A 26,090-nucleotide genomic window follows, 5' to 3' on the forward strand; every position below is an offset into this window, starting at 1 on the left:
AAGCCAGTACGTGCACTGCGGTGTGCGGCGCCTCCAAAGCCGGCGTGTAGGGGTGTGTGTCCTTACTAGCCCTACCCGGTGCACCGAGCGAGTCGCAAGTGCGTTCTGTTGCGGTATGTCCGATTGTGTGCGGATGTTCGGGTGTCGGAGTGCGCAGGGAAGGCGTAATGTTCGAGGGCATCAGCAGCCACGACCTCGGGAGAGAGAGACGGCATGGACCACGGGACGGTCGGCAGCGCACAGTCGGGCCGGCTTCTGGTGGAGGTGCGGGAAGAGGGCTCCAGCGCCGTTGTGACACCGGCGGGCGAGCTCGACCACCACACCGCCGATCTTCTGCGTGAGCCCCTCGACGACCTGCTCGGCAAGGGCTTCACACGGCTCGTCGTGGACTGCTCCCGCCTGGAGTTCTGCGACTCCACGGGGCTGAACGTCCTGCTCGGCGCCCGGCTGAAGGCGGACGCCGCCGGCGGCGGGGTCCACCTGGCCGGCATGCTGCCGGTGGTGGCCCGGGTGTTCGAAATCACCGGGGCCGAGACGGTCTTCACCGTCCACGACTCCGTGGAGGCCGCCCTGGCCGACGGTGCCGACTGAGCCGCCGTGTCCTGCCGTACGGACCGGTCCGTGCCCGGCCCCCGCGGGCGTCGCGCGGGTCACCCCGAACACGGGGGTGTTCCCCGGGATCGGTCGGGCAGGAGAGGGCAGAAGAAGGCGGGGACGGCCCAGCCGCTACGCGGGGGGCGCGCACGGGACGCGCGTCCGGCGGACGAGCGGCCGGCCCCCGGGTGGTGCGACGGCCGACGCGGCCGGTCCCGTCGTCCGGTCCCTCGACCGGATCATGGGCAGCGGTGCCGTCCGGACCGCTGACCGGACTTTTGTAATCGTGAACTGGTGAATCGGTGAGGTGAAGCGCTGATGAGCACCACCCGGCCTTACTCGCCGGGCGAGCGCGGCCCGGAGCCCAGCGGCGCTTCCGGGGCGTCCGAGGGGGTCGCGCCGGCCGTTGGCGCGGCCGCGGGGGCAGCCGTGCCGTCCGTGCCGTCCGTGCCGACCGACGGCACTCCGCGGAGCCGCGAGCGGCAGGTGCGCAGACTCCGCCTCGAAGGCGAGAGCGGGGTCGTCCCGCTCGCCCGCGACTTCACCCGCCAGGCGCTGTACGCGTGGGGCTGGCTGCCCGCCGCCACCGCCGACCGGCGGGCCGCCGCCGAGGATGTGCTGCTCGTCGTCTCCGAACTGGTCACCAACGCCTGCCTGCACGCCGAGGGCCCCGACGAACTGCGGCTCACCTGCGACAACAAGGTGATCCGGATAGAGGTCTCCGACCGGGGCGCCGGCCAGCCGGCCCCACGCACCCCGCACCGGGCCGGACGGCCCGGCGGCCACGGCATGTTCATCGTGCAGCGGCTGTGCCTGGACTGGGGCGTCATCCGGGTCACCGGCACGCCGGGCAAGACGGTGTGGGCAGAACTGGGCGCCCCGGCCTGACGGCAGCCGACGGCCACCCCGCCCCCCCGCCGCAGCCGGTACGGGCCCGGGCCCGACCGGAGGCGGCGTCCCCTCCTGCCCGACAGGCAGCCGGTGGACACCCGGCCCCGGCGGCAGCCGGTGCGCACCCAGGCCCAACCCGAAGGTGGCGTCTCCTCCGCCCGACAGGCTGCCGGTGGACACCTGGTCCGGCGGTATCCGGTGCGTGCCCGGGCCCGACCGGAGGTGGCGTCCTCTCCGGTCCGACAGGTAGCCGGTGGACACCCTGTCCGGCGGTATCCGGTGCGTGCCCAGGCCCGACCGGAGGTGGCGTCTCCTCCGCCCGACAGGCAGCCGGTGGACCCCCGGCCCGGCCGTATCCGGCACGCGCCCTGCCCCGGCGGTTCCGGTACGCGTCCCCGCCCGGCAGGCGTCCGTACGCCCTCTGGCCCGGCCCTACCCCAGGGCCCCCCGGCCCGGCCGTACCCGCAGGGCGCCCCGGCCCGGCCGTACCCGCAGGGCGCCCCGGCCCGGCCGTATCCCATGGTGTACGGCCCCGGCCGTGCCGGATGGCGCACGCCCCCCCGGGCCGCCACTCCGGCGTCCCGCCGCAACTCCGGACCTCGACGGCCGAACCTGACGCTCCATCACCAACCGGCCTGGCCGGCGCGGCGGTGTCGGTGGGTCCGCCGGCGGCACCCGCCGCCGTGACCGACGTTCGACTACCGCTGCCGGACCCCGATCGGCGACAAGAGCGCGACCTCGCCGGTGCGGACCGGTGCGCGGAAGGCCGGCGTGAGCTGCGGCCTCACCGGCACTTACCAGCACGGCGCTCCGCGGGCCCTGGCCTGGTGGCCGGCGCGGTGATCCTGCCGGGCGGCGCGGCCGCTCGTGCTCGCGCCCCGGGGAAGGGCGCGCCGGGCACGCCGCCGAAACGCGGAGGGCCGCCGCACCCACCCGGGTGCGGCGGCCCTCACGGCCTGGGCCGACGACTAGTTGACGTTGCCCATCAGCTTCTTGACCTTGCTGCGGTACATCCACACCGCCACACCCGCGACCACGGCGAGCACGGCCTCCAGGGCGACGAAGCCCTTCTTGTCGAGGTTGACACCACCGACGGCCGGGTTCGACAACAGGGCGGTGACGGAGTCGCCCGCGGTCACCGCGAGGAACCAGACACCCATCATCTGGGAGGCGTACTTCTGCGGCGCCATCTTCGTCGTCACCGACAGACCCACCGGCGACAGCGTCAGCTCACCGACGGTCTGCACGAAGTAGATCGCGACCAGCCACAGCGCCGCGGCCTTGTGACCGCCCTCCGCGACCGACAGCGGGGCGAGGAAGACGAAGAACGACACACCGACCAGCACCAGGCCGGAGGCGAACTTCACGATGGTGCTCGGCTCCTTGCCGCGCTTGTTCAGCCACAGCCACAGCCAGGCGAAGACCGGCGCCAGCGCCATGATCAGGACCGGGTTGACCGACTGGTACCAGGAGACCGGGAAGTCCCAGCCGAGGACCGAGTTCTCGGCGCTGTCCTTCGCGAACAGCGACAGCGTCGAGCCACCCTGGTCGTAGATCATCCAGAAGACGGCGGCGGCGACGAAGAACCAGATGTACGCCGACACCTTCGAGCGCTCGCCCGCGTCCAGGTCCTTGTCCCGCAGGATCCGGGCGATGACCAGGATCGGCACGATCAGGCCGATGAGGGTGAGCGGGATCAGCGCCCAGTTCAGGGTGAAGTGACCGGTGCCGCCGACGACGCCGTAGAACACCGCGGCGACGGCCAGCCAGATCAGGCCCTTGCGCAGCGTGGCGGCCTTCTCCTCGGCGGACAGCGGGGTCGGGACCTCGCTGCTCTTCGGGTTCAGGTGGCGGCCGCCCAGCAGGTACTGGACCAGGCCCAGCGCCATGCCGAGCGCGGCCAGCGCGAAGCCCAGGTGCCAGTTGACGTTCTCGCCGATGGTGCCGATGACCAGCGGGGCGACGAAGGCGCCGAGGTTGATGCCGATGTAGAAGAGCGTGAAGCCACCGTCCCGGCGCGGGTCCTCCGGGCCGTTGTAGAGGTGGCCGACCATCGTGGAGATGTTGGCCTTCAGCAGACCCGAACCGATGGCGACGAGCACCAGGCCGACGTAGAAGCTCGCGGCGAAGGGGACCGCCAGGCACAGGTGACCCAGCATGATGACAGCGCCCGCGACGGCGACCGTCTTGCGGGGGCCGAGCAGGCGGTCGGCGAACCAGCCGCCGGGCAGGGCGAGCAGGTACACGAGCGACAGGTACACCGCGTAGATCGCGCTCGCCGTGCCGCCGTTGAGGTGCAGGCCACCCGGAGCCACCAGGTACAGCGGGAGCAGGGCCCTCATGCCGTAGTAGGAGAAACGCTCCCACATCTCGGTCATGAAGAGAGTGGCCAGTCCGCGGGGGTGGCCGAAGAAGGTCTTCTCGGAACCGGGGGTGCCCGGTCGGACCGAGTCCTTCGTCAGGCTGGACGCCATGGTCGTTCCTTGCTGGTCGGGACGCGCGATTGAGCGTGCGCGCCCGGTGGGGGTGTGGCCGGCACCGGCGGGTCGGTCGTCCACCCCCACGCCCAGGGGGAGCCCGCCTCCGGATCACGGAAGCGGCGGACGGCGACCACCGGGATCCACGCCCCACACGCGTCGCTGCGCCCGGAGCCCGGCCAGAGGTCATTCCTTTCAAGGCTGATCGATCAGCCCGTACACAAAAGAGACCTTCAGCGTCGACTGCTCGCCAAAGGTCCCCGGTGCGTACTACAGGCGTTCAGGTCACCATACGGCAGGACACCGCCGGAAATGGAAGGACTTGAGACGCGGATCACAGGTGTCGCGGGAACCACACAACCGGTTTCGAAGGTCTCTTCCACGATCCCATCCCCAGTGCAATGGTTCGTACCAGCAGCGTACGAAGGTAAGAAGCCGGGAAGGCGATCACGCCCCGGCACCGTGGACGGGCGGACTACCATCACCTCATGACCCGTGTACTGCTCGCCGAGGACGACGCGTCCATCTCGGAGCCGCTGGCCCGCGCCCTGCGCCGGGAAGGTTACGAGGTCGAGGTGCGCGAGGACGGACCCGCCGCGCTCGACGCCGGAATGCAGGGCGGCGTCGACCTGGTCGTGCTGGACCTGGGCCTGCCCGGCATGGACGGCCTGGAGGTCGCCCGCCGGCTGCGGGCGGACGGTCACACCGTGCCGATCCTCATCCTCACCGCGCGGGCCGACGAGGTGGACACCGTCGTCGGCCTCGACGCGGGCGCCGACGACTACGTCACCAAGCCCTTCCGGCTCGCCGAACTGCTCGCCCGGGTGCGGGCGCTGCTGCGGCGCGGATCCGCCGAGCCGCAGCAGCCGCCGGCCACGCACGGGGTGCGCATCGACGTCGAGTCGCACCGCGCGTGGATGGGCGACGAGGAGCTCCAGCTGACCGCCAAGGAGTTCGACCTGCTGCGGGTCCTGGTGCGCGACGCCGGCCGCGTGGTCACCCGCGACCAGCTGATGCGCGAGGTCTGGGACACCACCTGGTGGTCGTCCACCAAGACCCTCGACATGCACATCTCCTGGCTGCGCAAGAAACTCGGAGACGACGCGGCGAACCCCCGGTACATCGCGACGGTGCGCGGCGTGGGCTTCCGCTTCGAGAAGAGCTGAGGGCTGCCGCTGGGGCCCGGCCGGCACGACGGATCGCGCCGCGGGGGCTCGGGCGGACGTCCGGCCGCCGGTCCGCCGTGACCGGCCGCGTCCGCGCGGCGGAGCCGCGTATCGATACGGCCCGCGCCCCCTTGGGCCGTCGCCCCGCTGGTACCGATAAAGCCGCCCCCCGGAGAATCCCGTGCGCCGACGTCTCATCCAGTCCACCCTCGCCGTCGTGCTGGTGGTGATCGCCGTCTTCGGTGTCTCGCTCGTCGCCGTCGAGACCCGCACCATCAGCGACAGCGCCCAGGAGCGGGTGGAGTCGGAGGCGGTTCGGCTCGCCAGCATCGTGGACAGCCGGCTCCTGGCCGCGGAGAACGTCAACGCGGACGTGCTGCGCAATCCGGTCAGCAAGGACCAGTACGCGGTCATCCGCATGCCCGGCCAGCCGCCCATAGAGATCGGCAGCAAGCCCGAGGGCGACACCATCCACTTCACGCAGCGGGGCGAGGAGGGCGAGACGGTCACCGTGCAGGAGCCCCGCTCCGCGGTGACCCGCGAGGTCGGCCGGACGCTGCTGATCATCGGGCTGGTCGCACTCCTCGCGGTGATCGCGGCCGTGCTGCTCGCCCTCAGGCAGGCGGGCCGGCTCGCCTCCCCGCTGACCGACCTCGCCGAGACCGCCGAGCGCCTCGGCTCCGGCGACCCGCGCCCGCGGCACAAGCGGTACGGCGTGCCCGAGCTGGACCGGGTCGCCGATGTGCTGGACGCCTCCGCCGAGCGGATCGCGCGCATGCTGACCGCCGAGCGGCGCCTCGCGGCCGACGCCTCGCACCAGCTGCGCACCCCGCTCACCGCCCTGTCCATGCGGCTGGAGGAGATCACCCTCACCGACGACCCGGAGACGGTGAAGGAGGAGGCCACCATCGCGCTGACGCAGGTGGAGCGGCTGACCGATGTGGTGGAGCGGCTGCTGACCAACTCGCGCGATCCGCGCACCGGCTCCGCGGTCGCCTTCGACCTGGACGAGGTCATCCAGCAGCAGCTCGCCGAGTGGCGGCCCGCCTACCGCAGCGCCGGCCGGGCCATCGTCAGCTCCGGCAAGCGGCACCTGACGGCGGTGGGCACGCCGGGAGCGGTCGCCCAGGTGCTGGCCGCGCTGATCGAGAACTCACTGATGCACGGCGGCGGCACGGTGGCCCTGCGCACCCGGGTCACCGGCAACCAGGCCGTGATCGAGGTGACGGACGAGGGGCCGGGGGTGCCGGCCGACCTCGGCGCGCGGATCTTCGAGCGGACGATCAGCGGGCGGAACTCCACGGGCATCGGCCTGGCCGTCGCGCGGGACCTCGCGGAGGCCGACGGCGGCCGGCTGGAGCTGCTCCAGGCGCAGCCCCCGGTCTTCGGCCTGTTCCTCTCCCGCACGCCCCCGGAGCGCCAGGCGCAGGAGGAGCACCGCACGACGGTCCGCTGAGGGCCGGGCGCGGCGCCGCACGTGACCCGGCCCGGAGGCCGCGGCCGCAGACCGCCGGGAAAGGTCCCCTCCGGGACCGCTCAGGGACCGTTACGGAACCCGCTGGCGCGGCGCGGACCGCCGCGGCTCCTGCTTCAGAATCGATTCCGCACTCGCCACGGCCTCCCCGGCCGGCAGCGCCCGGAACACCCAGGTGCGGTAGGACCAGAACCGGAACAGCGTCGCCACGCCGATGCCGACGAACTTGAAGATGTTGCTCTGCAGCGGGGTGTCCCACCCGAAGCTGTACGTCGCCAGGTACAGCAGACCGTTCTCGATCACCAGGCCGGCCGCGCTGAACAGCAGGAACAGCACCAGTTCCCGGGTGCGCCGGCCCTTGTCGCGGTCGCGGTAGGTCCAGTACCGGAAGCCGACGTAGTTGAAGACGATGGCGACGACGGTCGCGACGACGCTCGCCCGGACCACCGGCAGGTCGGAGAGGTTCCGGACCAGGTTGAACACACCGAGGTTGACGAGGACCCCGGCGCCGCCGACGGCGCCGAATTTGACCAACTCGCGTACGAGCCGTTGCAGCCTCGCGGAACGAGGTTCCATGGCTGGGCAGCTCCCGTCGGTAGGGTTCGTCAACCCCGTCATGCTAGCCGTGCGGGCCCCCTCGTGCCCATGGACCGGCCCACACCCGGGGAACCGGTCGGAAAACAGGCCGGGAAGAGGCGGGAAAGCGTCGGGTAAGAGTTCGGGTGAGGGATGCGATCCGGCCGCCCCCGTGTGGCCGATACGCTAGGGGGGTGACGTTCCCGGTAGTCGGCATGGTCGGCGGGGGGCAGCTCGCGCGTATGACGCACGAGGCGGGCATCCCGTTGGGCATCAGGTTCAAGCTTCTCAGTGACACCCCTCAGGATTCCGCGGCGCAGGTCGTGAGCGATGTCGTCATCGGCGACTACCGCGACCTGGACACGCTGCGCGAGTTCGCGCGCGGATGTGACGTGATCACCTTCGATCACGAGCACGTCCCCACCGAGCATCTACGGGCCCTGGAGGCGGACGGCATTCCCGTGCGTCCGGGGCCCGAGGCGCTGGTGCACGCCCAGGACAAGGGCGTGATGCGCGCGAAGCTCGACGCGATCGGCATCCCGTGCCCCCGGCACCGGATCGTGGCCGACCCGCAGGACGTGGTGCGGTTCGCGGCCGAGGGCGACGGCTTCCCCGTCGTCCTCAAGACCGTCCGCGGCGGCTACGACGGCAAGGGCGTGTGGGTCGTGGAGAGTGCCGAGGAGGCGGCCGAGCCGTTCCGCGCCGGCGTCCCCGTCCTCGCCGAGGAGAAGGTCGACTACGTCCGCGAGCTGGCCGCCAACGTCGTCCGCTCCCCGCACGGCCAGGCCGTCGCCTACCCGGTGGTGGAGTCCCGGCAGGTGAACGGCGTCTGCGACACCGTGATCGCGCCCGCCCCCGACCTGCCCGAGGAGCTGGCCCTGCACGCCGAGCGGCTGGCCCTGACCATCGCCAAGGAACTGGGCGTAGTCGGACACCTCGCCGTCGAGCTGTTCCAGACCCGCGACGGCCGCATCCTGGTCAACGAGCTGGCGATGCGCCCGCACAACTCCGGCCACTGGTCCATGGACGGCGCGATCACCTCGCAGTTCGCCAACCACGTCCGCGCGGTCCTGGACCTGCCGCTGGGCGACCCCCGTCCGCGCGCCAAGTGGACGGTCATGGTCAACGTCCTGGGCGGCGACTTCCCGGACATGTACTCCGCCTACTTGCACTGCATGGCCCGCGACCCCAAGCTCAAGATCCACATGTACGGCAAGGACGTGAAGCCCGGCCGCAAGGTCGGACACGTCAACACCTACGGCGACGACCTGGACGACGTGCTGGAGCGCGCCCGTCACGCAGCCGGCTACCTGAGAGGCACGATCACCGAATGAGCCCCGTTGTTGGCATCGTCATGGGGTCGGACTCGGACTGGCCCGTCATGGAGGGCGCCGCCAAGGCCCTGGACGAGTTCGAGATCGCCTACGAGGTCGACGTCGTCTCCGCGCACCGCATGCCCCGCGAGATGATCACCTACGGCGAGCAGGCCGCCGACCGCGGACTGAAGGCGATCATCGCGGGCGCGGGCGGCGCCGCCCACCTGCCCGGCATGCTCGCCTCCGTCACCCCGCTGCCGGTCATCGGCGTGCCCGTGCCGCTGAAGTACCTGGACGGCATGGACTCGCTGCTGTCCATCGTGCAGATGCCGGCCGGTGTCCCGGTCGCCACGGTCTCCGTCGCCGGCGCCCGCAACGCCGGTCTGCTCGCGGCCCGGATGCTCGCCGCGCACGACGAGGAGCTGCTGCACCGGATGCGCGACTTCCAGCAGGACCTCAACGACCAGGCCACCGAGAAGGGCAAGCGGCTGCGCGCCAAGGTCGAGGGCACGAGCGGCTTCGGCTTCGGGAAGTGACCGGCATGGGCGCGCTGGAGGAGGCCCGGGAGCTGCTGCGCGAGTTCCCGGTCGTCGACGGGCACAACGACCTGCCGTGGGCGCTGCGCGAGCAGGTCCGCTACGACCTCGACGCCCTGGACATCGCCGGGGACCAGCGCGACCGGCTGCACACCGACCTGCCGCGGCTGCGCGCCGGCGGGGTCGGCGCCCAGTACTGGTCGGTGTACGTGCCGGCCGAGCAGCCGGACCCGGTCGCGGCCACCCTGGAGCAGATCGACTGCGTCCACCGGATGCTCCGGCGCTACCCGGCGGACCTGGCGCCCGCGCGGGCCGCCGCCGACCTGGAGACGGCCCGTGCCGAGGGCCGGATCGCCTCCCTCATGGGTGCCGAGGGCGGCCACTCCATCGCCAACTCCCTGGGCACCCTGCGCGCCCTGTACGCGCTCGGCGTGCGCTACATGACGCTCACCCACAACTCCAACGTGGACTGGGCGGACTCCGCGACCGACGAGCCCAGGGCGGGCGGCCTGACCGCCTTCGGCCGCGAGGTGGTCCGCGAGATGAACCGGCTCGGCATGCTGGTCGACCTCTCCCATGTGGCCGCCACCACCATGCGGGACGCGCTGGACGCCTCCGCCGCGCCGGTGATCTTCTCGCACTCCTCGTCCCGCGCGGTCTGCGACCACCCGCGCAACATCCCCGACGACGTCCTGGAGCGGCTGCCCGCCAACGGGGGCGTGGCGATGGTGACGTTCGTGCCCAAGTTCGTGCTCCAGGCCGCCGTCGACTGGACGGCCGCCGCCGACGACAACCTGCGCGCCCACGGTCTGCACCACCTGGACACCGGCCCGGAGGCGATGCGGCTGCACCGCGCCTTCGAGGAGCGCCACCCGCGCCCGGTCGCCACGGTGTCCACGGTGGCCGACCACCTGGACCACATGCGCGAGGTGGCCGGCATCGACCACCTGGGCATCGGCGGCGACTACGACGGCACCGCGTTCACCCCGGACGGCCTGGACGACGTGTCCGGTTACCCGAACCTCCTCGCCGAGCTGCTGGACCGCGGCTGGTCCCGGACCGACCTGGCCAAGCTGACCTGGCGGAACGCGGTACGGGTACTGGGCGCGGCGGAGGACGTGGCCCGCGATCTCCAGACCGCCCGCGGCCCCTCCCTCGCCACCATCGAGGAGCTGGACGGCACACCCGGCGGGAGCTGACCGGGGTACCCCGAACGCCCCACTCACCAGGAGGTCCCGCGCGCTCCGTGCGACCGTGTCGGTACGCCGGCCACAGCCCGCCGTAGCTCGCGACCGGCGTTGCCGCCGCCGACGTACGGAGCCCGCCATGGCCGACCTCCAGGACGACATCCCCCGCACGACCGAGGTGGGCGAGGACGACGGCCTGCCGGACGACCCCTTCCGCCTCCCGCCGGCCGGGGACCTGCTGGAGCGGGCCCGCGCCCTGCTCGCCGGGCACCCGGTCGCCGACGGCTACAGCGGCCTGCCCTGGGCCCTGCGCCATCTGCCCGGCTACGACCTCCAGCTGGGCGAGGCCGCCGTCGACACGGACGTGCCCCGGATGCGCGCCGGGCACGTCGGCGCGCTGTTCTGGTCGCTGCACCTGCCCGAACGGCCGGCCGGCGAGCGCCCGGTGGCGGCGACCCTGGAACAGCTGGACCTGGTGCGCTCGGTCGTCGAGGCGCACCCCGAGGGCCTGCGCCTGGTGCGCACCGCCGGGCAGGTCATCGACGCCCGCAACCGGGGCCGGGTCGCGGTGCTGCTCGGCCCCGCGCACGGCGCCGCGCTGGACGGCTCCCTCGCCGTCCTGCGCGTCCTGCACGCCCTCGGCCTGCGCGTCCTCACCCTCGCCGGCACCGCCTGGGCGGGGCCGTCCGGGCTCACCCGGTTCGGGGAGGAGGTGGTGCGCGAGATGAACCGGCTCGGGGTGCTCGCCGATGTCACCGGCGCCTGCCCGGCCACCGTCCAGCGCGCCCTCGCCCTGTCCAAGACCCCGGTGCTGTGGACCCGCTCGGCCGCCCGCGCCCTGCGCCCGCACCCCGCCAATCTGCCCGACGAGCTGCTGGCCGCCCTGGGCCGGGCCAAGGGCCTGTGCATGGTGCCGCTGACCGCCGAGCAGACCGGCCCGGCCGTCCCGGACGTCGCCGACCACCTCGACCACATCCGTGACGTGGCAGGCCCCGAGTGCGTCGGCCTGTCCGGTACCTACGACTCCGGGGCCGTCCACCCCCGCGAACTCGCCGATGCCTCCCGCTACCCGCACCTGATCGCCGAACTGCTCCGGCGCGGCTGGTCCGAGACCGAACTGGCCCTGCTGACCTGGGGAAACGTCCAGCGGGTCCTGCGCAGCGCGGACTTCACGGCCCGCGCCGCCCAGCACCGCCGGGAGGCCCCGACCCTGCGGTTCACCGACCTGGACGTGCCTTAGGCGGCTACGACCGCTCGATCCGGCACAGGCAGAACGGATGCCCGGCCGGGTCGGCGTACACCTGGAAGTGCTTCTTCTCGCGCTCCTCCAGGTCCAGCGGACGGGCGCCGAGCGCGAGCACCCGCTCGTGGGCGGCGTCGACATCGGCCCAGGTCGGGCCCGCGTCGAAGTCGAGGTGGAGCTGCTGGCCGTTGTGGTCGGCGCGCGGCCACTCCGGCGGGGTGTGGCCCTCGGCCCGCTGGAAGGCCAGCCGGGGCCCGCCAGGCACCTGGAGGACGACCCAGTCGTCGTCCTCCGGCTCCGGGGTGCCCCCGGCCACCGCCGCGTAGAAGGCGGCCAGGGCGTGCGGGTCGGGGCAGTCGAGCACGATGTTGCGGAAACGGGCCACGGTTGCCATGTGTCCTCCGGTTTCTTGTCCAGGACGTCTCAGCCGGCACAGAGGCAGAACGGGTGCCCCGCCGGGTCGGCGTAGACACGGAAGCTGCGGGACCGGTCGGCGGTGTCCAGCGGCCTGGCGCCCAGCTCCAGCGCCTCCTTCTCGGCCGCGTCCAGGTCCGGCACGGTCAGGTCCAGGTGGAACTGCTGGGAGTGGTCGGCCGCGGGCCACTCGGGCGGCACGAACCCGGGCGCCCGCTGGAAGGCCAGCGTCGGGCCACCGGGCACCTTCAGGTCCACCCACTCGTCGTCCCCCTCCAGCGTGCCGCCCAGCACACCGGCGTAGAAGCCGGCCAGGGCACGGGGGTCGGGACAGTCCAGGACCACGGCTTCGAGCTTGGCGAGAGCCATGACTACCTCCTCGGAGTTACCTGCAATGCCGAGTAACCGGTAACGGTTACTGCATGCTCCCCCAGAAGCGGTAACGTCGCAAGCATGAGCGAGAGATCCGCCGCTCCGGGCGGCTTGGCGCTGGTCGAGTCGCTGGTGAACACGCTCGACATCGCCGCGGGCACCGACGCGCTGGACACGCGGGAGGGCCGCGCCGGGCTGGGCATCACCAAGGACGGCGTCGCCGAGGCCCGCGAGCTGCGCGAGTCGCTGCGGGCCGCGCTGCTCGCCCACGCCGGCCATCCGCCGCACCGCGCCGTCACCCCGCTCGGCACCCTCCTCGCCCGGGCCCCGCTGTACGTCGCCGTGGACGACCACGACGGCTCCGCCCGCCTGGCGCCCGCCACGGCGGGCCCGCTGCTCTCCCGCGTCGCCGCCGCCGTCGCCGAGGCGCTCGTCGCCGGCACCTGGACCAGACTCAAGGCGTGCGAGTCCGACACCTGCCACTGGGCGTACTACGACCGCAGCCCCGCCCGGCGCGGACGCTGGTGCTCGATGCAGGTCTGCGGGGCCCGCGCCAAGATGCGCCGCTACCGCGCGAAGAGCCCCTGACCCCCGGCACGTTGGTGCACAATGCGCACAGCCCCCGGTTCGGCCGACTGAGCCTCGGCCGAACCGGGGGCGCTTCCCCCTCGGGTCCGCGGGTGTTACGCCGTCGGCCGCCCCATGGCCCGGTACGTCCAGCCCGCCCGGCGCCACAGCTCCGGGTCGAGGGTGTTGCGGCCGTCGAGCAGCACCCGGGCCGCCGCCACCTCGCCCAGCGCCTCCGGGTCCAGCTCGCGGAACTCCCGCCACTCGGTCAGGTGCAGGACGACATGGGCGCCCCGGACGGCCTCCTCCGCGGTGTCGGCGTAGCCCAGGGTCGGGAAGACCTTGCGGGCGTTGGCCATGCCCTTCGGGTCGTACACCGTCACCTGGCCGCCCTGGAGGTGGATCTGCCCGGCCACGTTCAGCGCGGGCGAGTCGCGTACGTCGTCCGAGTCCGGCTTGAAGGTGGCGCCGAGCACCGCGACCCGCTTGCCGAGGAAGGAGTCGCCACCCAACGCCTCCCGGGCCATCTCCACCATCTGGCCGCGCCGGCGCATGTTGATGGAGTCGATCTCGCGCAGGAAGGTCAGCGCCTGGTCGGCGCCCAGCTCGCCGGCGCGGGCCATGAACGCCCGGATGTCCTTGGGCAGGCAGCCGCCGCCGAAACCGATCCCCGCGCGCAGGAACTTGCGGCCGATCCGATCGTCGTGGCCGATGGCCTCCGCGAGCTTCGCCACGTCACCGCCGGCCGCCTCGCACACCTCCGCCATCGCGTTGATGAAGGAGATCTTGGTGGCGAGGAAGGAGTTCGCGGCCGTCTTCACCAGCTCGGCGGTCGGGAAGTCGGTGACGACGAACGGCGTGCCCTCGGCCACCGGCGTCGCGTACACCTCGCGCAGCAGCTTCTCGGCGCGCTCGCCGCGGACACCGACCACGATCCGGTCCGGGTGCAGGGTGTCCTGGACGGCGAAGCCCTCACGCAGGAACTCCGGGTTCCAGGCCAGCTCGGCGTCCGCGCCCGCCGGGGCGTGCTCGGCGAGGTAGGCCGCCAGCCGCTCGGCGGAGCCCACCGGCACGGTCGACTTGCCCACGACCAGGGCCGGGCCGTGCAGATGCGGGGCGAGGGAGGCGATCGCGGAGTCCACGTACGACATGTCGCAGGCGTACTCGCCGTGCTTCTGGGGGGTGTTGACGCACACGAAGTGCACATCGCCGAAGGCGCCGGCCTCGGCCCAGTCCGTGGTGAACCGCAGCCGCCCGGTCGATCCCTCGATCCCGGCGACGTGCTTGCGCAGCAGTTCCGTGAGCCCCGGCTCGTACATCGGGGTCTCGCCGCGCTCCAGCAGGGCGATCTTCTCGGGTACGACGTCCAGACCCAGCACCTCGAAGCCCAGCTCGGCCATGGCCGCGGCGTGTGTGGCGCCGAGGTAGCCGGTGCCGATCACGGTGATCTTCAGGCTCATGGGTGCTCCAGCTCGGGTCCGTCGGTCGTGCGCGGTCATGCGGGCCCGAGCATATCCGGGCCTCTGGCCGGGCACTTTTCCCGCTGTCGCGTAGCTCACGTAGGCGGCTGGGGGCCGGACCTCTAAAATTTGAGTTACTTAACGGTAATTAGCGTCAGTATCACTGCGTCTTTGGAGCGTGAGTGCCCGTGGCCGGATCGGCTGACTTCGACCTGTACCGCCCGTCCGAGGAGCACGACATGCTCCGGGACGCCGTCCGTTCCCTGGTCGAGGCGAAGATCGCGCCGTACGCCGCGGCGGTGGACGAGGAGGCCCGCTTCCCGCAGGAGGCCCTCGACGCCCTGGTGGCGAACGACCTGCACGCCGTGCACGTCCCCGAGGAGTACGGCGGCTCCGGCGCCGACGCGCTCGCCACGGTGATCGTGATCGAGGAGGTAGCCCGCGCCTGTGTCTCCTCCTCGCTCATCCCGGCGGTGAACAAGCTGGGCTCGCTCCCGGTGATCCTCTCCGGCTCCGAGGAGCTGAAGAAGAAGTACCTGGGCCCGCTGGCCAAGGGCGACGCGATGTTCTCGTACTGCCTCTCCGAGCCGGACGCGGGCTCGGACGCGGCCGGCATGAAGACCAAGGCCGTCCGCGACGGCGACCACTGGGTGCTCAACGGCGTCAAGCGCTGGATCACCAACGCGGGCGTCTCCGAGTACTACACGGTGATGGCCGTGACGGACCCCTCCAAGCGCTCCAAGGGCATCTCCGCCTTCGTCGTGGAGAAGTCCGACGAAGGCGTCTCCTTCGGCGCGCCGGAGAAGAAGCTCGGCATCAAGGGCTCCCCGACCCGCGAGGTCTACTTCGACAACGTCCGCATCCCCGCCGACCGCATGATCGGCGAGGAGGGCACCGGCTTCATGACGGCCATGAAGACCCTGGACCACACCCGCATCACCATCGCCGCCCAGGCCCTCGGCGTCGCCCAGGGCGCCTTCGACTACGCCAAGGGCTACGTCCAGGAGCGCAAGCAGTTCGGCAAGCCGATCGCCGACTTCCAGGGCATCCAGTTCATGCTCGCCGACATGTCGATGAAGATCTCGGCGGCCCGCGCCCTCACCTACCAGGCCGCCGCCGCCTCCGAGCGCGGCGACGCCGACCTCACCTACCTGGGCGCCGCCGCCAAGTGCTTCGCCTCCGACGTCGCCATGGAGGTCACCACCGACGCCGTCCAGCTCCTCGGCGGCTACGGCTACACCCGCGACTACCCGGTGGAGCGCATGATGCGCGACGCCAAGATCACCCAGATTTATGAAGGTACAAATCAGGTTCAGCGGATCGTCATGGCTAGGAACCTTCCGTAGCAGGATTTTTGCAGGTCAGAGGCGGTTCTGAGGCTCCGGAGGAGCGGCTCTCGGCTTTCTGCCCGTTGCGGCCTGATCAGGGCCGTTCATGGGCGTCATGCTGGGGGAATCCTGGGGAGCTGGCGACTCGAAAACACCCGCTGACCAGCACAAACGAACGCAGCCCCCGGCGAGTTGCCGGGGGCTGTTGTCGTGTGGGGATCAGGCGACCTCTGACGCGTCTGTGGGGTCGTCGGGGTCATCGGCGCCGGGCGTCAGCATGGTTGCGATGGCAGCCCGGCCGCGCTGCTCGGCGCCTTCGAAGATGTAGTGGTAGTGCTCCCTGAGCACGTCCGTGCTGCTGTGGCCCATCCAGTCCGCCACATCGTTCTCAGGGACTCCGGCGTACAGCAGGCGAGAGCCGTAGTAGTGCCGGAGCGAGTGGGGCTTGCAGTAGGTCACTCCGCCCTTGTCCAGCGCCACCATCCAGATCTTCGGGTAGAAGTACGACGCGTACAGGTACCCCGTCCGCGTCACGTTCGGGAAGAGGAGTCGTTCCGGCCCCCATACACCGTGGTTCTTGATGTGTCGCCGCAGTTCGAAGGCGACGTTGGGCGGCAGGGGGACGATGCGCCCCGGCTCTTCCTCATCCCGCGCCTTGATGTGCCGCCGCTGAAGAGCGCTGTTCTTGCCTGACTCGGTCTCCCCGTCCTCGGTGATCTGGAAGTCCACTCGAAGGGTCTCGGCCTTGAAGTCGACCTGATCGCGGGAGACGGCCATGGCTTCGCCCAGCCGCAGGCCACACCCTGCCATCAGCCACAGCATCGCGCGGTAGCGGGGAGGGCAGGCTTCCAGCATCGCCAGCACTTCCCGCGTTGTGAGCCGACGACTCTTGCTCTTGTGCTCCCGGATCTCCTTGGCGCGGCTCCCGGCCCCCTTGACCTTCTTGCAGGGGTTCCGCCCGATGATCTCGTTTACGACAGCCCAGTCCATCATTCCGGAGAAGAACGAGAACCGCTGACGCCGCGTCCGGGCCGAGAGCTTGCGGTCCCGCTCCATCCACAAGAGCCACTGCTCAATGTCGGCGACCTTCAGAGACACGATGGAACGGGCCTTGAAGAACGGCTCAATGGTCGTGTTGAGGATGGACCGGTACTGCTTCTTGGTGCTGTTCTCCAGCTTCCGTCGGCCGTCCAGGCCGGTGAGTTGGTGGGTGGTGACCCGATTCCCGAACCGGCCAAGGTGGACCGCTCCGGGTTGAGTGAGCGGGAGCGGAACCGTGCCGTGCGGGCGTGGGCCCGAAAGAACGGCTATGCCGTGCCCACCAAGGGACGCATTCCCATGCATGTCCGTCACGCCTACGAACTCACCCACAAGGAAGCGTCGGAGGGAAAAGCGGCTGCGGCCTGAGTGCCGCCCCCGCCGTGCCGGGCGCGGAGTGCGCCCGGCCTCCCCGGCCGCTGGCCACCCAACCATCCCTCTTCGAGATTGAGGCAGCATGAGCACGCCCGTTCTGTACGGTCTCATCGGTCACGCCGTCCGCAGGATCACCCCCTTTCTGGAAGCGGACCCCTTGGGGGTGTACGTGGCCTCTCTCTCGATGTGGTCGGCCGCTATCGGCGGCACGGTCAAGGTCTCCTCCCGTGGCAGTGCCCGGCCCGTTCTGCTGTGGTCGGCACTGGTGGCCGGAACGGGCAGGGGGAAGGGGACCGCGCTGCGGGCTGCGCATCACGTCGTGGACAAGGCGCTGGGCCGTTTCATAGCCACTCACACCACGTCCGGGATCACGTCCGGGGCGAGCATGGTGAATCACCTGTGGGAGCAGCAGGAAGCGACAGCGGAAACCGAGCACGGGCGTGATGTGAGGGCGTTCGTGTGTGAGGAAGAGTGGTCGGAAGTCCTCCGCAGGGTGAAGCGGGACGCATCGTTCACGACCAAGCTGCGGACGGCGTGGGACGGGGCCACGCTGCGCAACACGACCAAGGATCAGGCCCAGGAAGTACGCGACCTCGCCATGGTCCTGCACTGCCACGTAACCCCGTCCGACTGGACCAAGTACGTGGGCGAGTCGGAGGCGGCGGGAGGGTCGTACAACCGCATCCTTCCCTTCCTGCTCGGTTCGGTCCCGCTGCTGGACGACGACCGGGTAAGCCTGCCCGAGGTGGACGGACGGGACCTTGCCGACGCCTACGGTTGGGCCACCGCCCGGCCGCGTGTGATCACACTCGCGGAGGATGCCCGGCCGCTGTGGCGGATCGTGCGCCGCTACGCCCGCATCCTGGGTGAGACCCTGCCCGAGGGACAGGCGGTTTTCATCGAGCGGACGGCAGAACAGACACTCCGAGTTGCGGCATGCCTGGCAGCGTCCGAATGCTCAGAGCACATCACGGAAGAGATGCTGTCGGCCGCCTTCACACTCGTGCGCAGGTCTGTCCAGGACGCCGTCCGCATCACCAAGGGAGCAACCTCCCCGAAGGTGAAGCGGCAGCCGCTCAGCCTTGAGGACAAGGTTCGGGCCCGGATCGAAATGCACGGGGGCCGGGCCACGTCCTCCCAGGTGCTCCCGTACGTAGGGGCGACCGCCGCTGAGGTCAAGGCACTGGCCGGAATCGTCGTCACCGTGGAACGGGCGGGGAAGACCGGCCGACCGGCCACCGTCTTCTCACTCCGTGACGACACTTCCCGTCACGCTGCGCCGCAGCCGGCCCGCACCTACAGCAACGAGAACCGGGACACTTCTCGTCACGCGGAGGCCTAGCCGGCCAGCGCGGAGCGTGAGCAGAACCGTGCTCGGGTCGTCCGCCTGGACGCCTACCGTGTGGAACCCAAGCAGGCGGCCTCTGAGCCCGAGCAGCAACCAAAGGGGTTGGAGCCGCTCGCAGACTTCAACCCCTTCCGCGCCCTGCTGTAACCAACCGCAGAAGCCCCGGCCGCGTCGGCCGGGGCTTCTTTCGTTGCTTCGACTACGCGACTGGGCAGGGCAGCTCAGGCATCGAGCGATTCGGGAAGCACGTCACCACTGCCAGGGACAGATACGAGGGGCGCTCCAGACAGAAGCCATAGGACACATCCGTACCCGAGTGCAGTTGCTCAGCAGCAGCGCTCACCAGTCGGGCCAGGCGGGTTGTGTCCCGGTCACGCTCAGAGGCGAACCGGGGCGCGAACTCAGTCAGCCGTTCCCCGATCCATCCCGCTGCTTCCTTGGCCTCGTCCCAGGTTCCACGAACTAACGAGCGGGGCTTGATGAGCCAGTACGCCGTCTCCAGCGGTGGCAGGTCAGACGTGGGGAACTCCGCTGCCACCTCTCGGTAGCGCTGGATCAGTTCGGGTTTGCTGCCGGGCGGGGGCGGCTCGGGGTGCGGGGGCCGCCGTAGGGCTTCCTGGTCGAAGCGTTCTCTCGGGCCGACCCACAGATAGCCGTGATGGTGGTGCACCAGTCGATTCCCGTTCGATGGTGGGGGGGGTTGCGGAACCAACCGGCCCGGCCTGTGTGGAGGGGAGGCCGGGCCGGTTGGCGAGGCGGAGGGTCAGACGTTCAGACCGAACCGCGCCGGGTCGATCCCGGCCGCGTCCAGTTCCTCCGTGGTGAACCGCAGCGGCTGCGCGTCCGGCCGCTTGCTGTCGCCCAGAGCCCAGGCGTCGTCACCGATCCGGGCCAGGGTCACGCACCCTTCGGTGCAGGGGCCGCCACACGCCTTCACGAACGAGGCCCCGTCGATGTCGAGCGCGTACAGGTCGGTTCCGTTCAGCATCACTGCACCTTCCTGCTAACTAATCGCGGCCAGGGCTGACCGCCGCCGCCCGTTCGGGCGGGAGTCAAAGGGGAGAGCCGCTCAGCGGTCGGAACGCTTGCCGGACTCGACGCACTGCGCGCACTTGCACGGCGGCCACGCTGAAGTCATCAGAGGTGCCAGATCGTCGCTCGCCGACACTGCCCGCTCGGGCTCCCACGTTCGCCCGGAGTCACGGGAAACGCGCATCGTCATCAGCGGTCGATCAGTGAACAGCCGCTGCGCCGCTCCCCTGCGCGTCACTCGTGCACCTCAGCTTGGTGGCGGCGGAGCCTCACGTTGCCGTCTGAAACCCCGCTGTGGTCCCCCGCGGATCGCGCGTTCTCGCGAGCGACCGAGAGTGAGAGGCAGGTACGGCAACCAGGCTTAGGAGATGGCTCACTTCGCCCCTCCATCAGGCTGATTGCCGATGCGGTCGACACTGGATCGGAAGTTCTCTCTTCGCTCCCCATGACGCCATGTTCGGCTGGCCGAGGGCGTGCCTCTAGGGTGTTTCCTGTTCTCGCAAAAAGTCGTTTCGGATGTCTTCGAGCAGGCCCCGCATTCGGTCACCTGACAGAGCTACGGCTGCGAACCCATCAAACTTACCTACGTACAGCCCAACGTCTCTGGGGTCCGTAACGACGACTTCAGCGTGCACGGTCTCTATCGTCACCATGTGGTCATCGCGAATGACGAATGCGTGATTGGCGATGTCCCGTTGTTGAATAGCCAGGGGTACGACTCGAATATCCACGTGAGACATTCGCGATATGGAGGCGATGCGGTCGAGTTGCGCCGCCATCATCTGTGGGGGGACGATTCTCCACCTCAGCACGGGTTCCGTGATGACGAACTGAAGTGATTTCGTGCTGTCATAGAGAACCGCTTGCCGTTCAAGTCTTCCGTTGATCGTGCGCGTGACGGCGTCTTCACTCAGGTTGTGCCGTTTCAGAACGGCACGGATGTACTCGGGGGTTTGAAGCAGGCCGGGGACCAGGGCCGGTTGAAAGAGCCGCAGCGTCGACATCTGGGCTTCCAGGGCCTTGGCGGCTTGCTGCCCTTTGTGGACGCCGATGCGCTTCAGTAGCCGCCACGCTGTCGCTTCCGTCGCCGATGCTCGGGCGGCCTCCGTGTACTCGGCCTTGACCTCATCTGAGACGCCGATGGCGGTCAGGATGCGTTCAACGTCCGTGGCGCTCGGTGCGAGCTTGGCATTCTCGATCTTGGACAGCTTGGACGGAGACATGAGGGCGCTGCGGGCCACTGCCTTGGCTTCCTTTCCGGATGCCATTCGCAGCGCCCGCAGCGCGGCCCCAATCTGTGCTCTGTTCACGCCCCGTACTTGGCCCACCATTCGGTGAATGGTTCTGCGTGCGCAAGTGCCGTGTCACGGTACCTGACGAACTCCGCTGCCCGGTCTGGCTCCAGCACCTGCGAACCCAGGTACTTTCCTGCCCCGTCGTAGTTCATCACGGCCACGGAATTCGAGTCGAAGCACCAGAAGTCCGGCACGCCGGGCAGGGGACTGGGTTTGTCGGTGATGTCGAGGATGAAGAACTCTTCGCCCCCGGTCATGTTTTTCCGGTAGCCCCACCCGAGTTCGAAGCAAAGATAGTCCGTGAGCGGGCGCCACAGAATGTGCACCCTATAGACCCGCTTTCCCTTTTCGGTGTGCGAGCGCAGTTCCTCCACCCACCCGGCGTTGTAGTCATCCGGCTGCGGCTCTCCGGCCAGGTAGGCGTGGTACGCGTCCACATTCCCGGACTTGCTGTAGTCGTCCAGGGTCTCCAGGCGGAAAGCCTCATACTCGAACGAGTCGAAGAGGTCACCGAGGGTCTTAGATGAGGTTGTCACGGACGGCCTTCTGGAGCAGTTCCATCGGGATCTCGACCAGGGTTTCGTGAGCGGGAATCTGAAGCCCGTGGTCGGTCGGCGTCTCGCCTTGCACCAGGAAGGTGCCACGATCCGTCGCGTAGATCGTCGGGCAGTCCTTGATGTCGCACGTGCTGACCAGCTTGGTGACCTTCATGGTCCGGGTTCCCCTCTCCCACGCTGCTGCCAGTTCCCCGCATCTGGGTTGATGCTCCCGAGGCCGGGGCGCGCGGGTCAAGCGATCACGGTTGACGGAACGGGAAACCGCGTAACCTCCCGCATGCCTGCTCGTCCACTGCCCATCCGGTTGTGCCTCTGCTGCGGCTGGTCCCACCTGGACAGACTCTTGATCATCATGGGGAAATGCTGGGGAGCCTCCCTCTGAGAGGGGTGTTCGCCCAGGTCACGGCCGTATGGTCTGTTAAGCACCCAGATCTACGAGGGCACCAACCAGGTCCAGCGGATCGTCATGGCACGGAACCTGCCGTAACCGTCCGGCGTTCCGCGGTTTTCCGGAAGGCGCCCGGCCGGGCGCCTTCCTTCTTTCGGGGCCGACGGCGAGGCGATGACCCAGGCGGTGCTGTGAGCCGCGAGCCGCAGGCCGGCGAGGGGTCGTCGGCCCGACATGCGGGGCGGCGGGAGGGGACGTAGGACGGAAGAACACGGGGTCCGCCCCGGGCCCCCGCCTCCCCAGGAGGAGCCATGACCCAGTCACCGGCGATGCCTGCCCTCACGCAGCAGATGCAGGACTGCATCGACGCCTGCATGGACTGCCACAGCGTCTGCGAGGAGACCATGAGCTCCTGCATGCAGCAGGGCGGTCAGCAGCAGATGCAGATCATGCGCGCGCTGATGGACTGCTCCGAGACCACCCGCATGTGCGCCGACATGATGATGCGCCGCTCGCCCCTCCACACCGACATGTGCGCGCTGTGCGCCAAGGCGTGCGACACGTGCGCCGAGGCGTGTACCGCCATGCCGGACGACCAGCAGCTGACGCGCTGTGCGGAGGCGTGTCGCCGCTGTGCCGAGAGCTGCCGGGCGATGGCGGGCGCCGGCCGCATGTAGTTTCACACCGACACGGCCGGGGGCACCCGGCCGGGCGCCCCCGGCCCCCGCTACCCCGCTGCCTGGTTCCCGGCTAGTTCCCGGAGACGGTGACCTTCTCGTCGTTGTTCAGCTCGTCCACCAGCGTCTTCACCTTGGCCTTGTCCCAGACCAGGTTCCCGCCCGCGGAGCCGGAGATCGGCATGTTCATCGAGGTGCCGTCACCGCCGCTGACGCCCTTCATCGCCCAGAACATCGACGCCAGGTCCCACAGCGACATGTCCTTGTCGACGATCAGGGAGTCCAGGCCCGCGCCCATGGTGGGGTAGAACTTGAACGGGTTCAGGATCGTCGACGGCGTCGCCACCTGGTGGGCCAGGGCGGCGAGGAACTTCTGCTGGTTCTTGGTCCGCTGGAGGTCGGAGGCGGCGAACGCGTGCCGGGTGCGCACGAACGCGAGGGCCTCCTGGCCGTTCAGCGTCTGCTTGCCGGCCTCGAAGTCGGCGCCCGACCACTTGTCCTTGAAGGCCTTCTCGATGTCGATCTCGACGCCGCCCACCGCGTCCACGATGCTGGCGAAGCCCTGGAAGCCGATCTCCACGTAGTGGTCGATGCGCAGCCCGGTGTTGGCCTCGATCGTGCGGACCAGCAGCGTCGGCCCGTCCTCGGCATAGGTGGCGTTCAGCTTGGTGTGCCGGCCCTGCGCCGGGAAGACCTTCCCGGACGTCGACCCCTGGTACGACGGCACCACCACGTCCGAGTCGCGCGGCAGCGAGATCAGCGTGTCGCCGTTGCCGCCGACGTGCAGGATCATCATCGAGTCGGTGCGCTTGCCCTCGGCGCCGCCGGTGTGCAGCTTCTTCTCGTCCTCCTTGGACATGCCCTCACGGCTGTCCGAGCCGACGATCAGGTAGTTCGTGCCGTCGCCGCCCTCCGGCCGGTCGATGACCTTGGACAGGTCCACCTCGCGGCGCAGCTTGGAGTCGGCCCAGAAGTAGGTCGCCACCGACGTGACGACGAGCACACCCGCCACCGTGATCGCCGTCCACTTGATCCGCCGTCGCCAGTTCGGCGCCGGGCGCGGGCCCCGGGCGGGCGCGCTCCCCGCAGACCCCGGGCCACGGCCGCCGCCGGCGCCGTAGACCCGGCCGGTGTTGTAGCCGCTGTCGTGCGGGTCGCCGGCGCCCGGTTCGTGGCCCCGGCCGTCCACGTACGACGGCTGCTGCGGCACCCCCGCCCCGTACGGCGGGGCCGCCGGGCCGGAGCCGTCGCGCCCCGAGCGCGGTCCGGGCGGTACCGCCGGGCCGCGCCGCACCTGACGCATCACACGGGCGCTCTCCGGCTGCGCGCCGGCACTGCCGCGTCCGTAGCGCGGGCCGCGGTTGTCGTCGGACCATCCCTCGGGCCAGTCATTCATGCGCACCAGTGTGCCGGGCGCCGCGGTGTGCCGGACAAGGGCTGTCGGAAAATCAGGGCGGCGCTGTTGCCAAGCCGACACAAATTCCGCGAAGCGGCGTCGGCATAAGGTGGAGGGCATGACAGACCAGGCCACGGAAGTGGAACCGGAGATCCCGGGTAAGCCCACCTCCGCCTCCCGCACCACCCTCAGCCACATCATGACCCACAACGACACCAACCTGCTGGGGACGGTGCACGGCGGGGTGATCATGAAGCTGGTCGACGACGCGGCGGGCGCCGTGGCCGGCCGGCACTCCGGCGGCCCCGCCGTCACCGCGTCCATGGACGAGATGGCGTTCCTGGAGCCGGTCCGCGTCGGCGACCTGGTCCATGTGAAGGCACAGGTGAACTGGACCGGCCGGACCTCGATGGAGGTCGGCGTCCGGGTCCTCGCCGAGCGCTGGAACGAGTCCGCCCCGCCCACCCAGGTCGGCTCCGCCTACCTGGTCTTCGCCGCGGTGGACGCCGACGGCAAGCCGCGCCGGGTGCCGCCGGTCATACCCGAGACCGACCGCGACCGCCGCCGCTACCAGGAGGCGCAGATCCGCCGCACGCACCGCCTGGCCCGCCGCCGCGCCATCCGCGAGCTGCGCGAGCAGCGGGCGGCGGAGGGCTTCGAGGACTGACCCCCGCGACCGCCCACCACACCAACCACCGAACCGCCCCGCCGCCGTCGCCAACCCGCCACCTGGCCGCTGCGCCGAGCGCCCGGCGAAGCCCCGAGCCGCCCGCGCCCACCGCTCAGCACACCACCTCGTTGCCCCGCAGGACGCTCTGTTCCGGTCGGCTCGGGTCGTCGAAGCGGACCCGGCGGACGTCCTTGAAGTCGGCGCCGGCCGTCACCTTCAGCAGCGGTCCCTGCCCCGGCACCGCGCGCAGCTCGCTGCCCGGCAGGGCCGCGGCCAGGGAGCGGGCGGAGCGGTCCCAGCGGGGGTCGTAGAAAACCAGCGTGCGCGGCACGTGGGCGGGGGCCGTCACCGGGCGGTGGGTGGTGGCGAAACCGGTCGCCGCGAGCGCCGCGTCGACCCGCTTGCCCAGCCCCACCGTGCCCGTGCCGTTCGCCACCTGCACCCGGATCGTGTCCGGCGCGACCTCCACCGGCACCGGCGCGGGCACCTTGGAGCGGCGCGCGCGGTCCTGGGCCAGCGGCTTGTCGTCGCGCACCGCCGCGAACAGCTTCTCCGCCTTCGCCGGGTCCCACTTCAGCGTCGAGCCGATGCCCTTGACCCGGTAGTTCAGCTGCCCGATGGGCACGGTGGTGAACTCGGAGGAGGACGGCGAGAAGTTCCGCATCGCCCGGCCGAGATCGAGCAGCTCGTCGGTGCCGAAGCCCGCGTCCGCGCGGACCGAGCCGAGCACCGCCCGGGTCACGTCCCGGAACCGCATCGGGTTCAGCAGCACCCCGGAGGAGGTCGTCCTGTCGATCAGCGCGGCCAGGAACCGCTGCTGCCGCTTCATCCGGCCCAGGTCGCTGGCCCCGTCGACGTGCCGGGCGCGTACGTACTGGAGTGCCTGCCCGCCCCGCAGGGTGTGGGCCCCGGCGGCGAGGTCGAGCCCGGTGTACCGGTCCTTCAGCGGGGTCGGCGTGCACACCTCGACCCCGCCGAGCACGTCCACGGTCCGCATGAAACTGGTGAAGTCGACCTCCAGATAGTGGTCGATCTTCACATGGGTCATGTTCTCCACCGTGCGGATGGTCAGCTGCGGGCCGCCCTCGGCGTAGGCCGCGTTCAGCCTGACCGGGTGCGGGTCGTGCCGCCGCCCCGAGTTCTGGTCGGTGTGCGCGGGCATCTCGGCGTAGGAGTCGCGCGGCAGGCTCACCACGGTGGCCCGCTCCCGGTCCTCGGCGATGTGCACGATCATCATCGTGTCGGTGCAGTGGCAGGGCTGGCCGCCCAGCCGGAAGGCGCGCCGGTCCCGCTCGCTGACCTTGTCCCGGCCGTCGGTGCCGACCAGCAGCACGTTCATGCCGTGGCCGCCCCGGGGCCGGTTCTTCATGTCCTTGAAGGCGTCGATCCGGGCGATGCCCGCGTCCAGGCTGCTGACCACCGCGTGGCCGATCCCGGCGGAGGCGAGCACCACGACCGACAGCGTGGTGACCGCCCGCATGGCCCAGCGCGGCCGCCTGGGCGGCCGGACGGAGCGCACGGGCCGCTCGGGCGGGCGCGGCACACGGCGGGGCGGCTGCGGGCGGCGCTGCGGACGCGCCGGGGACCGGGGCGGGCTGGGCAAGGGGGACACCTCCGGACGAGGCCGTACGTGGGATCCGGGGAGCACAGTAGGCCGATACGATCTCCAGCCCGCGCCGCGGCCCCGGTGGCGCGCATCCGTGTCCCCCGTTC

At 70.6% G+C, this 26,090-nt stretch carries 27 protein-coding genes; 14 read left to right on the plus strand and 13 right to left on the minus strand.

Going from position 1 to position 26,090, the window contains the following annotated elements:
• The first annotated feature begins 213 nt into the window (after nucleotides 1–213).
• The gene (locus tag ABD350_RS21160; protein WP_344349800.1) at nucleotides 214–591 is read left to right on the plus strand and encodes an STAS domain-containing protein; all 378 of its coding nucleotides are present in this window, start codon (nucleotides 214–216) and stop codon (nucleotides 589–591) included.
• 321 nt (nucleotides 592–912) lie between these two features.
• Complete coding sequence (locus ABD350_RS21165) at nucleotides 913–1,482, plus strand: ATP-binding protein (protein WP_344349801.1); 570 nt, start codon at nucleotides 913–915, stop codon at nucleotides 1,480–1,482.
• A 971-nt stretch (nucleotides 1,483–2,453) separates the two neighbouring features.
• Here the strand turns inward: ABD350_RS21165 and ABD350_RS21170 are convergent.
• Nucleotides 2,454–3,959, minus strand: coding sequence for a peptide MFS transporter (locus tag ABD350_RS21170; RefSeq protein ID WP_344349802.1), 1,506 nt, complete (start codon nucleotides 3,957–3,959; stop codon nucleotides 2,454–2,456).
• A 491-nt stretch (nucleotides 3,960–4,450) separates the two neighbouring features.
• Between ABD350_RS21170 and ABD350_RS21175 the strand changes: the two genes are divergently transcribed.
• Nucleotides 4,451–5,128 carry a response regulator transcription factor gene (locus ABD350_RS21175; RefSeq protein WP_030615631.1) on the plus strand — a complete coding sequence of 226 codons (678 nt, stop codon included), beginning with the start codon at nucleotides 4,451–4,453 and terminating at the stop codon, nucleotides 5,126–5,128.
• A gap of 181 nt (nucleotides 5,129–5,309) precedes the next feature.
• Nucleotides 5,310–6,584, plus strand: coding sequence for an ATP-binding protein (locus ABD350_RS21180; RefSeq protein WP_344349804.1), 1,275 nt, complete (start codon nucleotides 5,310–5,312; stop codon nucleotides 6,582–6,584).
• Between the two features lie 90 nt (nucleotides 6,585–6,674).
• On the opposite strand, the gene ABD350_RS21185 is transcribed toward ABD350_RS21180, so the two are convergent.
• Nucleotides 6,675–7,178: a GtrA family protein gene (locus ABD350_RS21185; protein WP_344349805.1), complete on the minus strand. Its 504-nt coding sequence runs from the start codon at nucleotides 7,176–7,178 to the stop codon at nucleotides 6,675–6,677.
• A gap of 194 nt (nucleotides 7,179–7,372) precedes the next feature.
• On the opposite strand from ABD350_RS21185, the gene ABD350_RS21190 reads away from it, so the two are divergent.
• The 4 genes from ABD350_RS21190 to ABD350_RS21205 all read left to right on the plus strand — a co-directional run bounded on the left by ABD350_RS21190 (nucleotide 7,373) and on the right by ABD350_RS21205 (nucleotide 11,457).
• Complete coding sequence (locus tag ABD350_RS21190; protein WP_344349806.1) at nucleotides 7,373–8,512, plus strand: 5-(carboxyamino)imidazole ribonucleotide synthase; 1,140 nt, start codon at nucleotides 7,373–7,375, stop codon at nucleotides 8,510–8,512.
• The gene (purE, locus tag ABD350_RS21195) at nucleotides 8,509–9,030 is read left to right on the plus strand and encodes a 5-(carboxyamino)imidazole ribonucleotide mutase (protein WP_344349807.1); all 522 of its coding nucleotides are present in this window, start codon (nucleotides 8,509–8,511) and stop codon (nucleotides 9,028–9,030) included. Before ABD350_RS21190 ends, purE begins: the two co-directional genes overlap by 4 nt.
• A gap of 5 nt (nucleotides 9,031–9,035) precedes the next feature.
• Nucleotides 9,036–10,229, plus strand: a complete 1,194-nt coding sequence (locus ABD350_RS21200) for a dipeptidase (RefSeq protein WP_344349808.1) — start codon at nucleotides 9,036–9,038, stop codon at nucleotides 10,227–10,229.
• A gap of 127 nt (nucleotides 10,230–10,356) precedes the next feature.
• Nucleotides 10,357–11,457: a dipeptidase gene (locus tag ABD350_RS21205; RefSeq protein ID WP_344349809.1), complete on the plus strand. Its 1,101-nt coding sequence runs from the start codon at nucleotides 10,357–10,359 to the stop codon at nucleotides 11,455–11,457.
• 4 nt (nucleotides 11,458–11,461) lie between these two features.
• Here the strand turns inward: ABD350_RS21205 and ABD350_RS21210 are convergent, their stop codons facing one another.
• Both ABD350_RS21210 and ABD350_RS21215 read right to left on the minus strand, forming a co-directional pair.
• Nucleotides 11,462–11,854, minus strand: a complete 393-nt coding sequence (locus ABD350_RS21210) for a VOC family protein (RefSeq protein ID WP_344349810.1) — start codon at nucleotides 11,852–11,854, stop codon at nucleotides 11,462–11,464.
• Nucleotides 11,855–11,883: 29 nt separating this feature from the next.
• Nucleotides 11,884–12,243 carry a VOC family protein gene (locus ABD350_RS21215; protein WP_344349811.1) on the minus strand — a complete coding sequence of 120 codons (360 nt, stop codon included), beginning with the start codon at nucleotides 12,241–12,243 and terminating at the stop codon, nucleotides 11,884–11,886.
• Between the two features lie 84 nt (nucleotides 12,244–12,327).
• Here ABD350_RS21215 and ABD350_RS21220 point away from each other — a divergent pair, with 84 nt between their 5' ends.
• Nucleotides 12,328–12,834 (plus strand): CGNR zinc finger domain-containing protein, encoded by a 507-nt coding sequence (locus ABD350_RS21220; protein ID WP_344349812.1) that lies wholly within the window; start codon nucleotides 12,328–12,330, stop codon nucleotides 12,832–12,834.
• A gap of 95 nt (nucleotides 12,835–12,929) precedes the next feature.
• On the opposite strand, the gene ABD350_RS21225 is transcribed toward ABD350_RS21220, so the two are convergent.
• On the minus strand, nucleotides 12,930–14,273 hold the full coding sequence (locus tag ABD350_RS21225; protein ID WP_344349813.1) for a UDP-glucose dehydrogenase family protein: 1,344 nt from the start codon (nucleotides 14,271–14,273) through the stop codon (nucleotides 12,930–12,932).
• Between the two features lie 188 nt (nucleotides 14,274–14,461).
• Here ABD350_RS21225 and ABD350_RS21230 point away from each other — a divergent pair, with 188 nt between their 5' ends.
• Nucleotides 14,462–15,619, plus strand: coding sequence for an acyl-CoA dehydrogenase (locus ABD350_RS21230; RefSeq protein ID WP_289971978.1), 1,158 nt, complete (start codon nucleotides 14,462–14,464; stop codon nucleotides 15,617–15,619).
• 201 nt (nucleotides 15,620–15,820) lie between these two features.
• Here ABD350_RS21230 and ABD350_RS21235 read toward each other — a convergent pair whose 3' ends face one another.
• Nucleotides 15,821–16,912, minus strand: a complete 1,092-nt coding sequence (locus ABD350_RS21235; protein WP_344349859.1) for a tyrosine-type recombinase/integrase — start codon at nucleotides 16,910–16,912, stop codon at nucleotides 15,821–15,823.
• On the opposite strand from ABD350_RS21235, the gene ABD350_RS21240 reads away from it, so the two are divergent.
• Together ABD350_RS21240 and ABD350_RS21245 are read left to right on the plus strand one after the other, a co-directional pair.
• Nucleotides 16,883–17,008: an Lsr2 family DNA-binding protein gene (locus tag ABD350_RS21240; RefSeq protein ID WP_425584194.1), complete on the plus strand. Its 126-nt coding sequence runs from the start codon at nucleotides 16,883–16,885 to the stop codon at nucleotides 17,006–17,008. The two genes, ABD350_RS21235 and ABD350_RS21240, sit on opposite strands and share 30 nt — an antisense overlap.
• A gap of 88 nt (nucleotides 17,009–17,096) precedes the next feature.
• On the plus strand, nucleotides 17,097–18,356 hold the full coding sequence (locus ABD350_RS21245) for a DUF3987 domain-containing protein (RefSeq protein WP_344349815.1): 1,260 nt from the start codon (nucleotides 17,097–17,099) through the stop codon (nucleotides 18,354–18,356).
• A 205-nt stretch (nucleotides 18,357–18,561) separates the two neighbouring features.
• Here ABD350_RS21245 and ABD350_RS21250 read toward each other — a convergent pair whose 3' ends face one another.
• From ABD350_RS21250 to ABD350_RS21270, 5 genes are all read right to left on the minus strand, one after another.
• Complete coding sequence (locus ABD350_RS21250) at nucleotides 18,562–19,032, minus strand: hypothetical protein (protein ID WP_344349817.1); 471 nt, start codon at nucleotides 19,030–19,032, stop codon at nucleotides 18,562–18,564.
• A 93-nt stretch (nucleotides 19,033–19,125) separates the two neighbouring features.
• Nucleotides 19,126–19,350 (minus strand): DUF397 domain-containing protein, encoded by a 225-nt coding sequence (locus ABD350_RS21255; protein ID WP_344349818.1) that lies wholly within the window; start codon nucleotides 19,348–19,350, stop codon nucleotides 19,126–19,128.
• 523 nt (nucleotides 19,351–19,873) lie between these two features.
• Nucleotides 19,874–20,704 carry a helix-turn-helix domain-containing protein gene (locus ABD350_RS21260; RefSeq protein ID WP_344349819.1) on the minus strand — a complete coding sequence of 277 codons (831 nt, stop codon included), beginning with the start codon at nucleotides 20,702–20,704 and terminating at the stop codon, nucleotides 19,874–19,876.
• Complete coding sequence (locus tag ABD350_RS21265; RefSeq protein WP_344349821.1) at nucleotides 20,701–21,225, minus strand: DUF6879 family protein; 525 nt, start codon at nucleotides 21,223–21,225, stop codon at nucleotides 20,701–20,703. Before ABD350_RS21265 ends, ABD350_RS21260 begins: the two co-directional genes overlap by 4 nt.
• Complete coding sequence (locus ABD350_RS21270; protein WP_344015933.1) at nucleotides 21,209–21,400, minus strand: hypothetical protein; 192 nt, start codon at nucleotides 21,398–21,400, stop codon at nucleotides 21,209–21,211. The genes ABD350_RS21265 and ABD350_RS21270 overlap by 17 nt, the downstream gene beginning before the upstream one ends.
• Before the next feature lie 545 nt (nucleotides 21,401–21,945).
• Here ABD350_RS21270 and ABD350_RS21275 point away from each other — a divergent pair.
• Nucleotides 21,946–22,311 (plus strand): four-helix bundle copper-binding protein, encoded by a 366-nt coding sequence (locus tag ABD350_RS21275; protein ID WP_344349822.1) that lies wholly within the window; start codon nucleotides 21,946–21,948, stop codon nucleotides 22,309–22,311.
• A gap of 73 nt (nucleotides 22,312–22,384) precedes the next feature.
• Here the strand turns inward: ABD350_RS21275 and ABD350_RS21280 are convergent, their stop codons facing one another.
• Nucleotides 22,385–23,707 carry an LCP family protein gene (locus ABD350_RS21280; RefSeq protein ID WP_344349823.1) on the minus strand — a complete coding sequence of 441 codons (1,323 nt, stop codon included), beginning with the start codon at nucleotides 23,705–23,707 and terminating at the stop codon, nucleotides 22,385–22,387.
• 118 nt (nucleotides 23,708–23,825) lie between these two features.
• Between ABD350_RS21280 and ABD350_RS21285 the strand changes: the two genes are divergently transcribed.
• Nucleotides 23,826–24,374: a hotdog domain-containing protein gene (locus ABD350_RS21285; RefSeq protein WP_030788039.1), complete on the plus strand. Its 549-nt coding sequence runs from the start codon at nucleotides 23,826–23,828 to the stop codon at nucleotides 24,372–24,374.
• A gap of 115 nt (nucleotides 24,375–24,489) precedes the next feature.
• On the opposite strand, the gene ABD350_RS21290 is transcribed toward ABD350_RS21285, so the two are convergent.
• Nucleotides 24,490–25,980: an LCP family protein gene (locus ABD350_RS21290; protein ID WP_465270407.1), complete on the minus strand. Its 1,491-nt coding sequence runs from the start codon at nucleotides 25,978–25,980 to the stop codon at nucleotides 24,490–24,492.
• Nucleotides 25,981–26,090 lie beyond the last annotated feature (110 nt).

This window comes from Streptomyces nogalater (genome assembly GCF_039532885.1).
GTDB classification, from domain to species: domain Bacteria; phylum Actinomycetota; class Actinomycetes; order Streptomycetales; family Streptomycetaceae; genus Streptomyces; species Streptomyces nogalater.

What these genes read in the sequence shown, in the direction of transcription:
- ABD350_RS21185 (WP_344349805.1), bottom strand. Translation starts at nt 7,178, where the DNA reads ATGGAACCTCGTTCCGCGAGGCTGCAACGGCTCGTACGCGAGTTGGTC.
- ABD350_RS21215 (WP_344349811.1), bottom strand. Translation starts at nt 12,243, where the DNA reads ATGGCTCTCGCCAAGCTCGAAGCCGTGGTCCTGGACTGTCCCGACCCC.
- purE (WP_344349807.1), top strand. Translation starts at nt 8,509, where the DNA reads ATGAGCCCCGTTGTTGGCATCGTCATGGGGTCGGACTCGGACTGGCCC.
- ABD350_RS21165 (WP_344349801.1), top strand. Translation starts at nt 913, where the DNA reads ATGAGCACCACCCGGCCTTACTCGCCGGGCGAGCGCGGCCCGGAGCCC.
- ABD350_RS21275 (WP_344349822.1), top strand. Translation starts at nt 21,946, where the DNA reads ATGACCCAGTCACCGGCGATGCCTGCCCTCACGCAGCAGATGCAGGAC.
- ABD350_RS21160 (WP_344349800.1), top strand. Translation starts at nt 214, where the DNA reads ATGGACCACGGGACGGTCGGCAGCGCACAGTCGGGCCGGCTTCTGGTG.
- ABD350_RS21205 (WP_344349809.1), top strand. Translation starts at nt 10,357, where the DNA reads ATGGCCGACCTCCAGGACGACATCCCCCGCACGACCGAGGTGGGCGAG.
- ABD350_RS21175 (WP_030615631.1), top strand. Translation starts at nt 4,451, where the DNA reads ATGACCCGTGTACTGCTCGCCGAGGACGACGCGTCCATCTCGGAGCCG.
- ABD350_RS21280 (WP_344349823.1), bottom strand. Translation starts at nt 23,707, where the DNA reads ATGAATGACTGGCCCGAGGGATGGTCCGACGACAACCGCGGCCCGCGC.
- ABD350_RS21270 (WP_344015933.1), bottom strand. Translation starts at nt 21,400, where the DNA reads ATGAAGGTCACCAAGCTGGTCAGCACGTGCGACATCAAGGACTGCCCG.
- ABD350_RS21210 (WP_344349810.1), bottom strand. Translation starts at nt 11,854, where the DNA reads ATGGCAACCGTGGCCCGTTTCCGCAACATCGTGCTCGACTGCCCCGAC.
- ABD350_RS21170 (WP_344349802.1), bottom strand. Translation starts at nt 3,959, where the DNA reads ATGGCGTCCAGCCTGACGAAGGACTCGGTCCGACCGGGCACCCCCGGT.
- ABD350_RS21245 (WP_344349815.1), top strand. Translation starts at nt 17,097, where the DNA reads ATGAGCACGCCCGTTCTGTACGGTCTCATCGGTCACGCCGTCCGCAGG.
- ABD350_RS21220 (WP_344349812.1), top strand. Translation starts at nt 12,328, where the DNA reads ATGAGCGAGAGATCCGCCGCTCCGGGCGGCTTGGCGCTGGTCGAGTCG.
- ABD350_RS21255 (WP_344349818.1), bottom strand. Translation starts at nt 19,350, where the DNA reads ATGCTGAACGGAACCGACCTGTACGCGCTCGACATCGACGGGGCCTCG.
- ABD350_RS21285 (WP_030788039.1), top strand. Translation starts at nt 23,826, where the DNA reads ATGACAGACCAGGCCACGGAAGTGGAACCGGAGATCCCGGGTAAGCCC.
- ABD350_RS21225 (WP_344349813.1), bottom strand. Translation starts at nt 14,273, where the DNA reads ATGAGCCTGAAGATCACCGTGATCGGCACCGGCTACCTCGGCGCCACA.
- ABD350_RS21200 (WP_344349808.1), top strand. Translation starts at nt 9,036, where the DNA reads ATGGGCGCGCTGGAGGAGGCCCGGGAGCTGCTGCGCGAGTTCCCGGTC.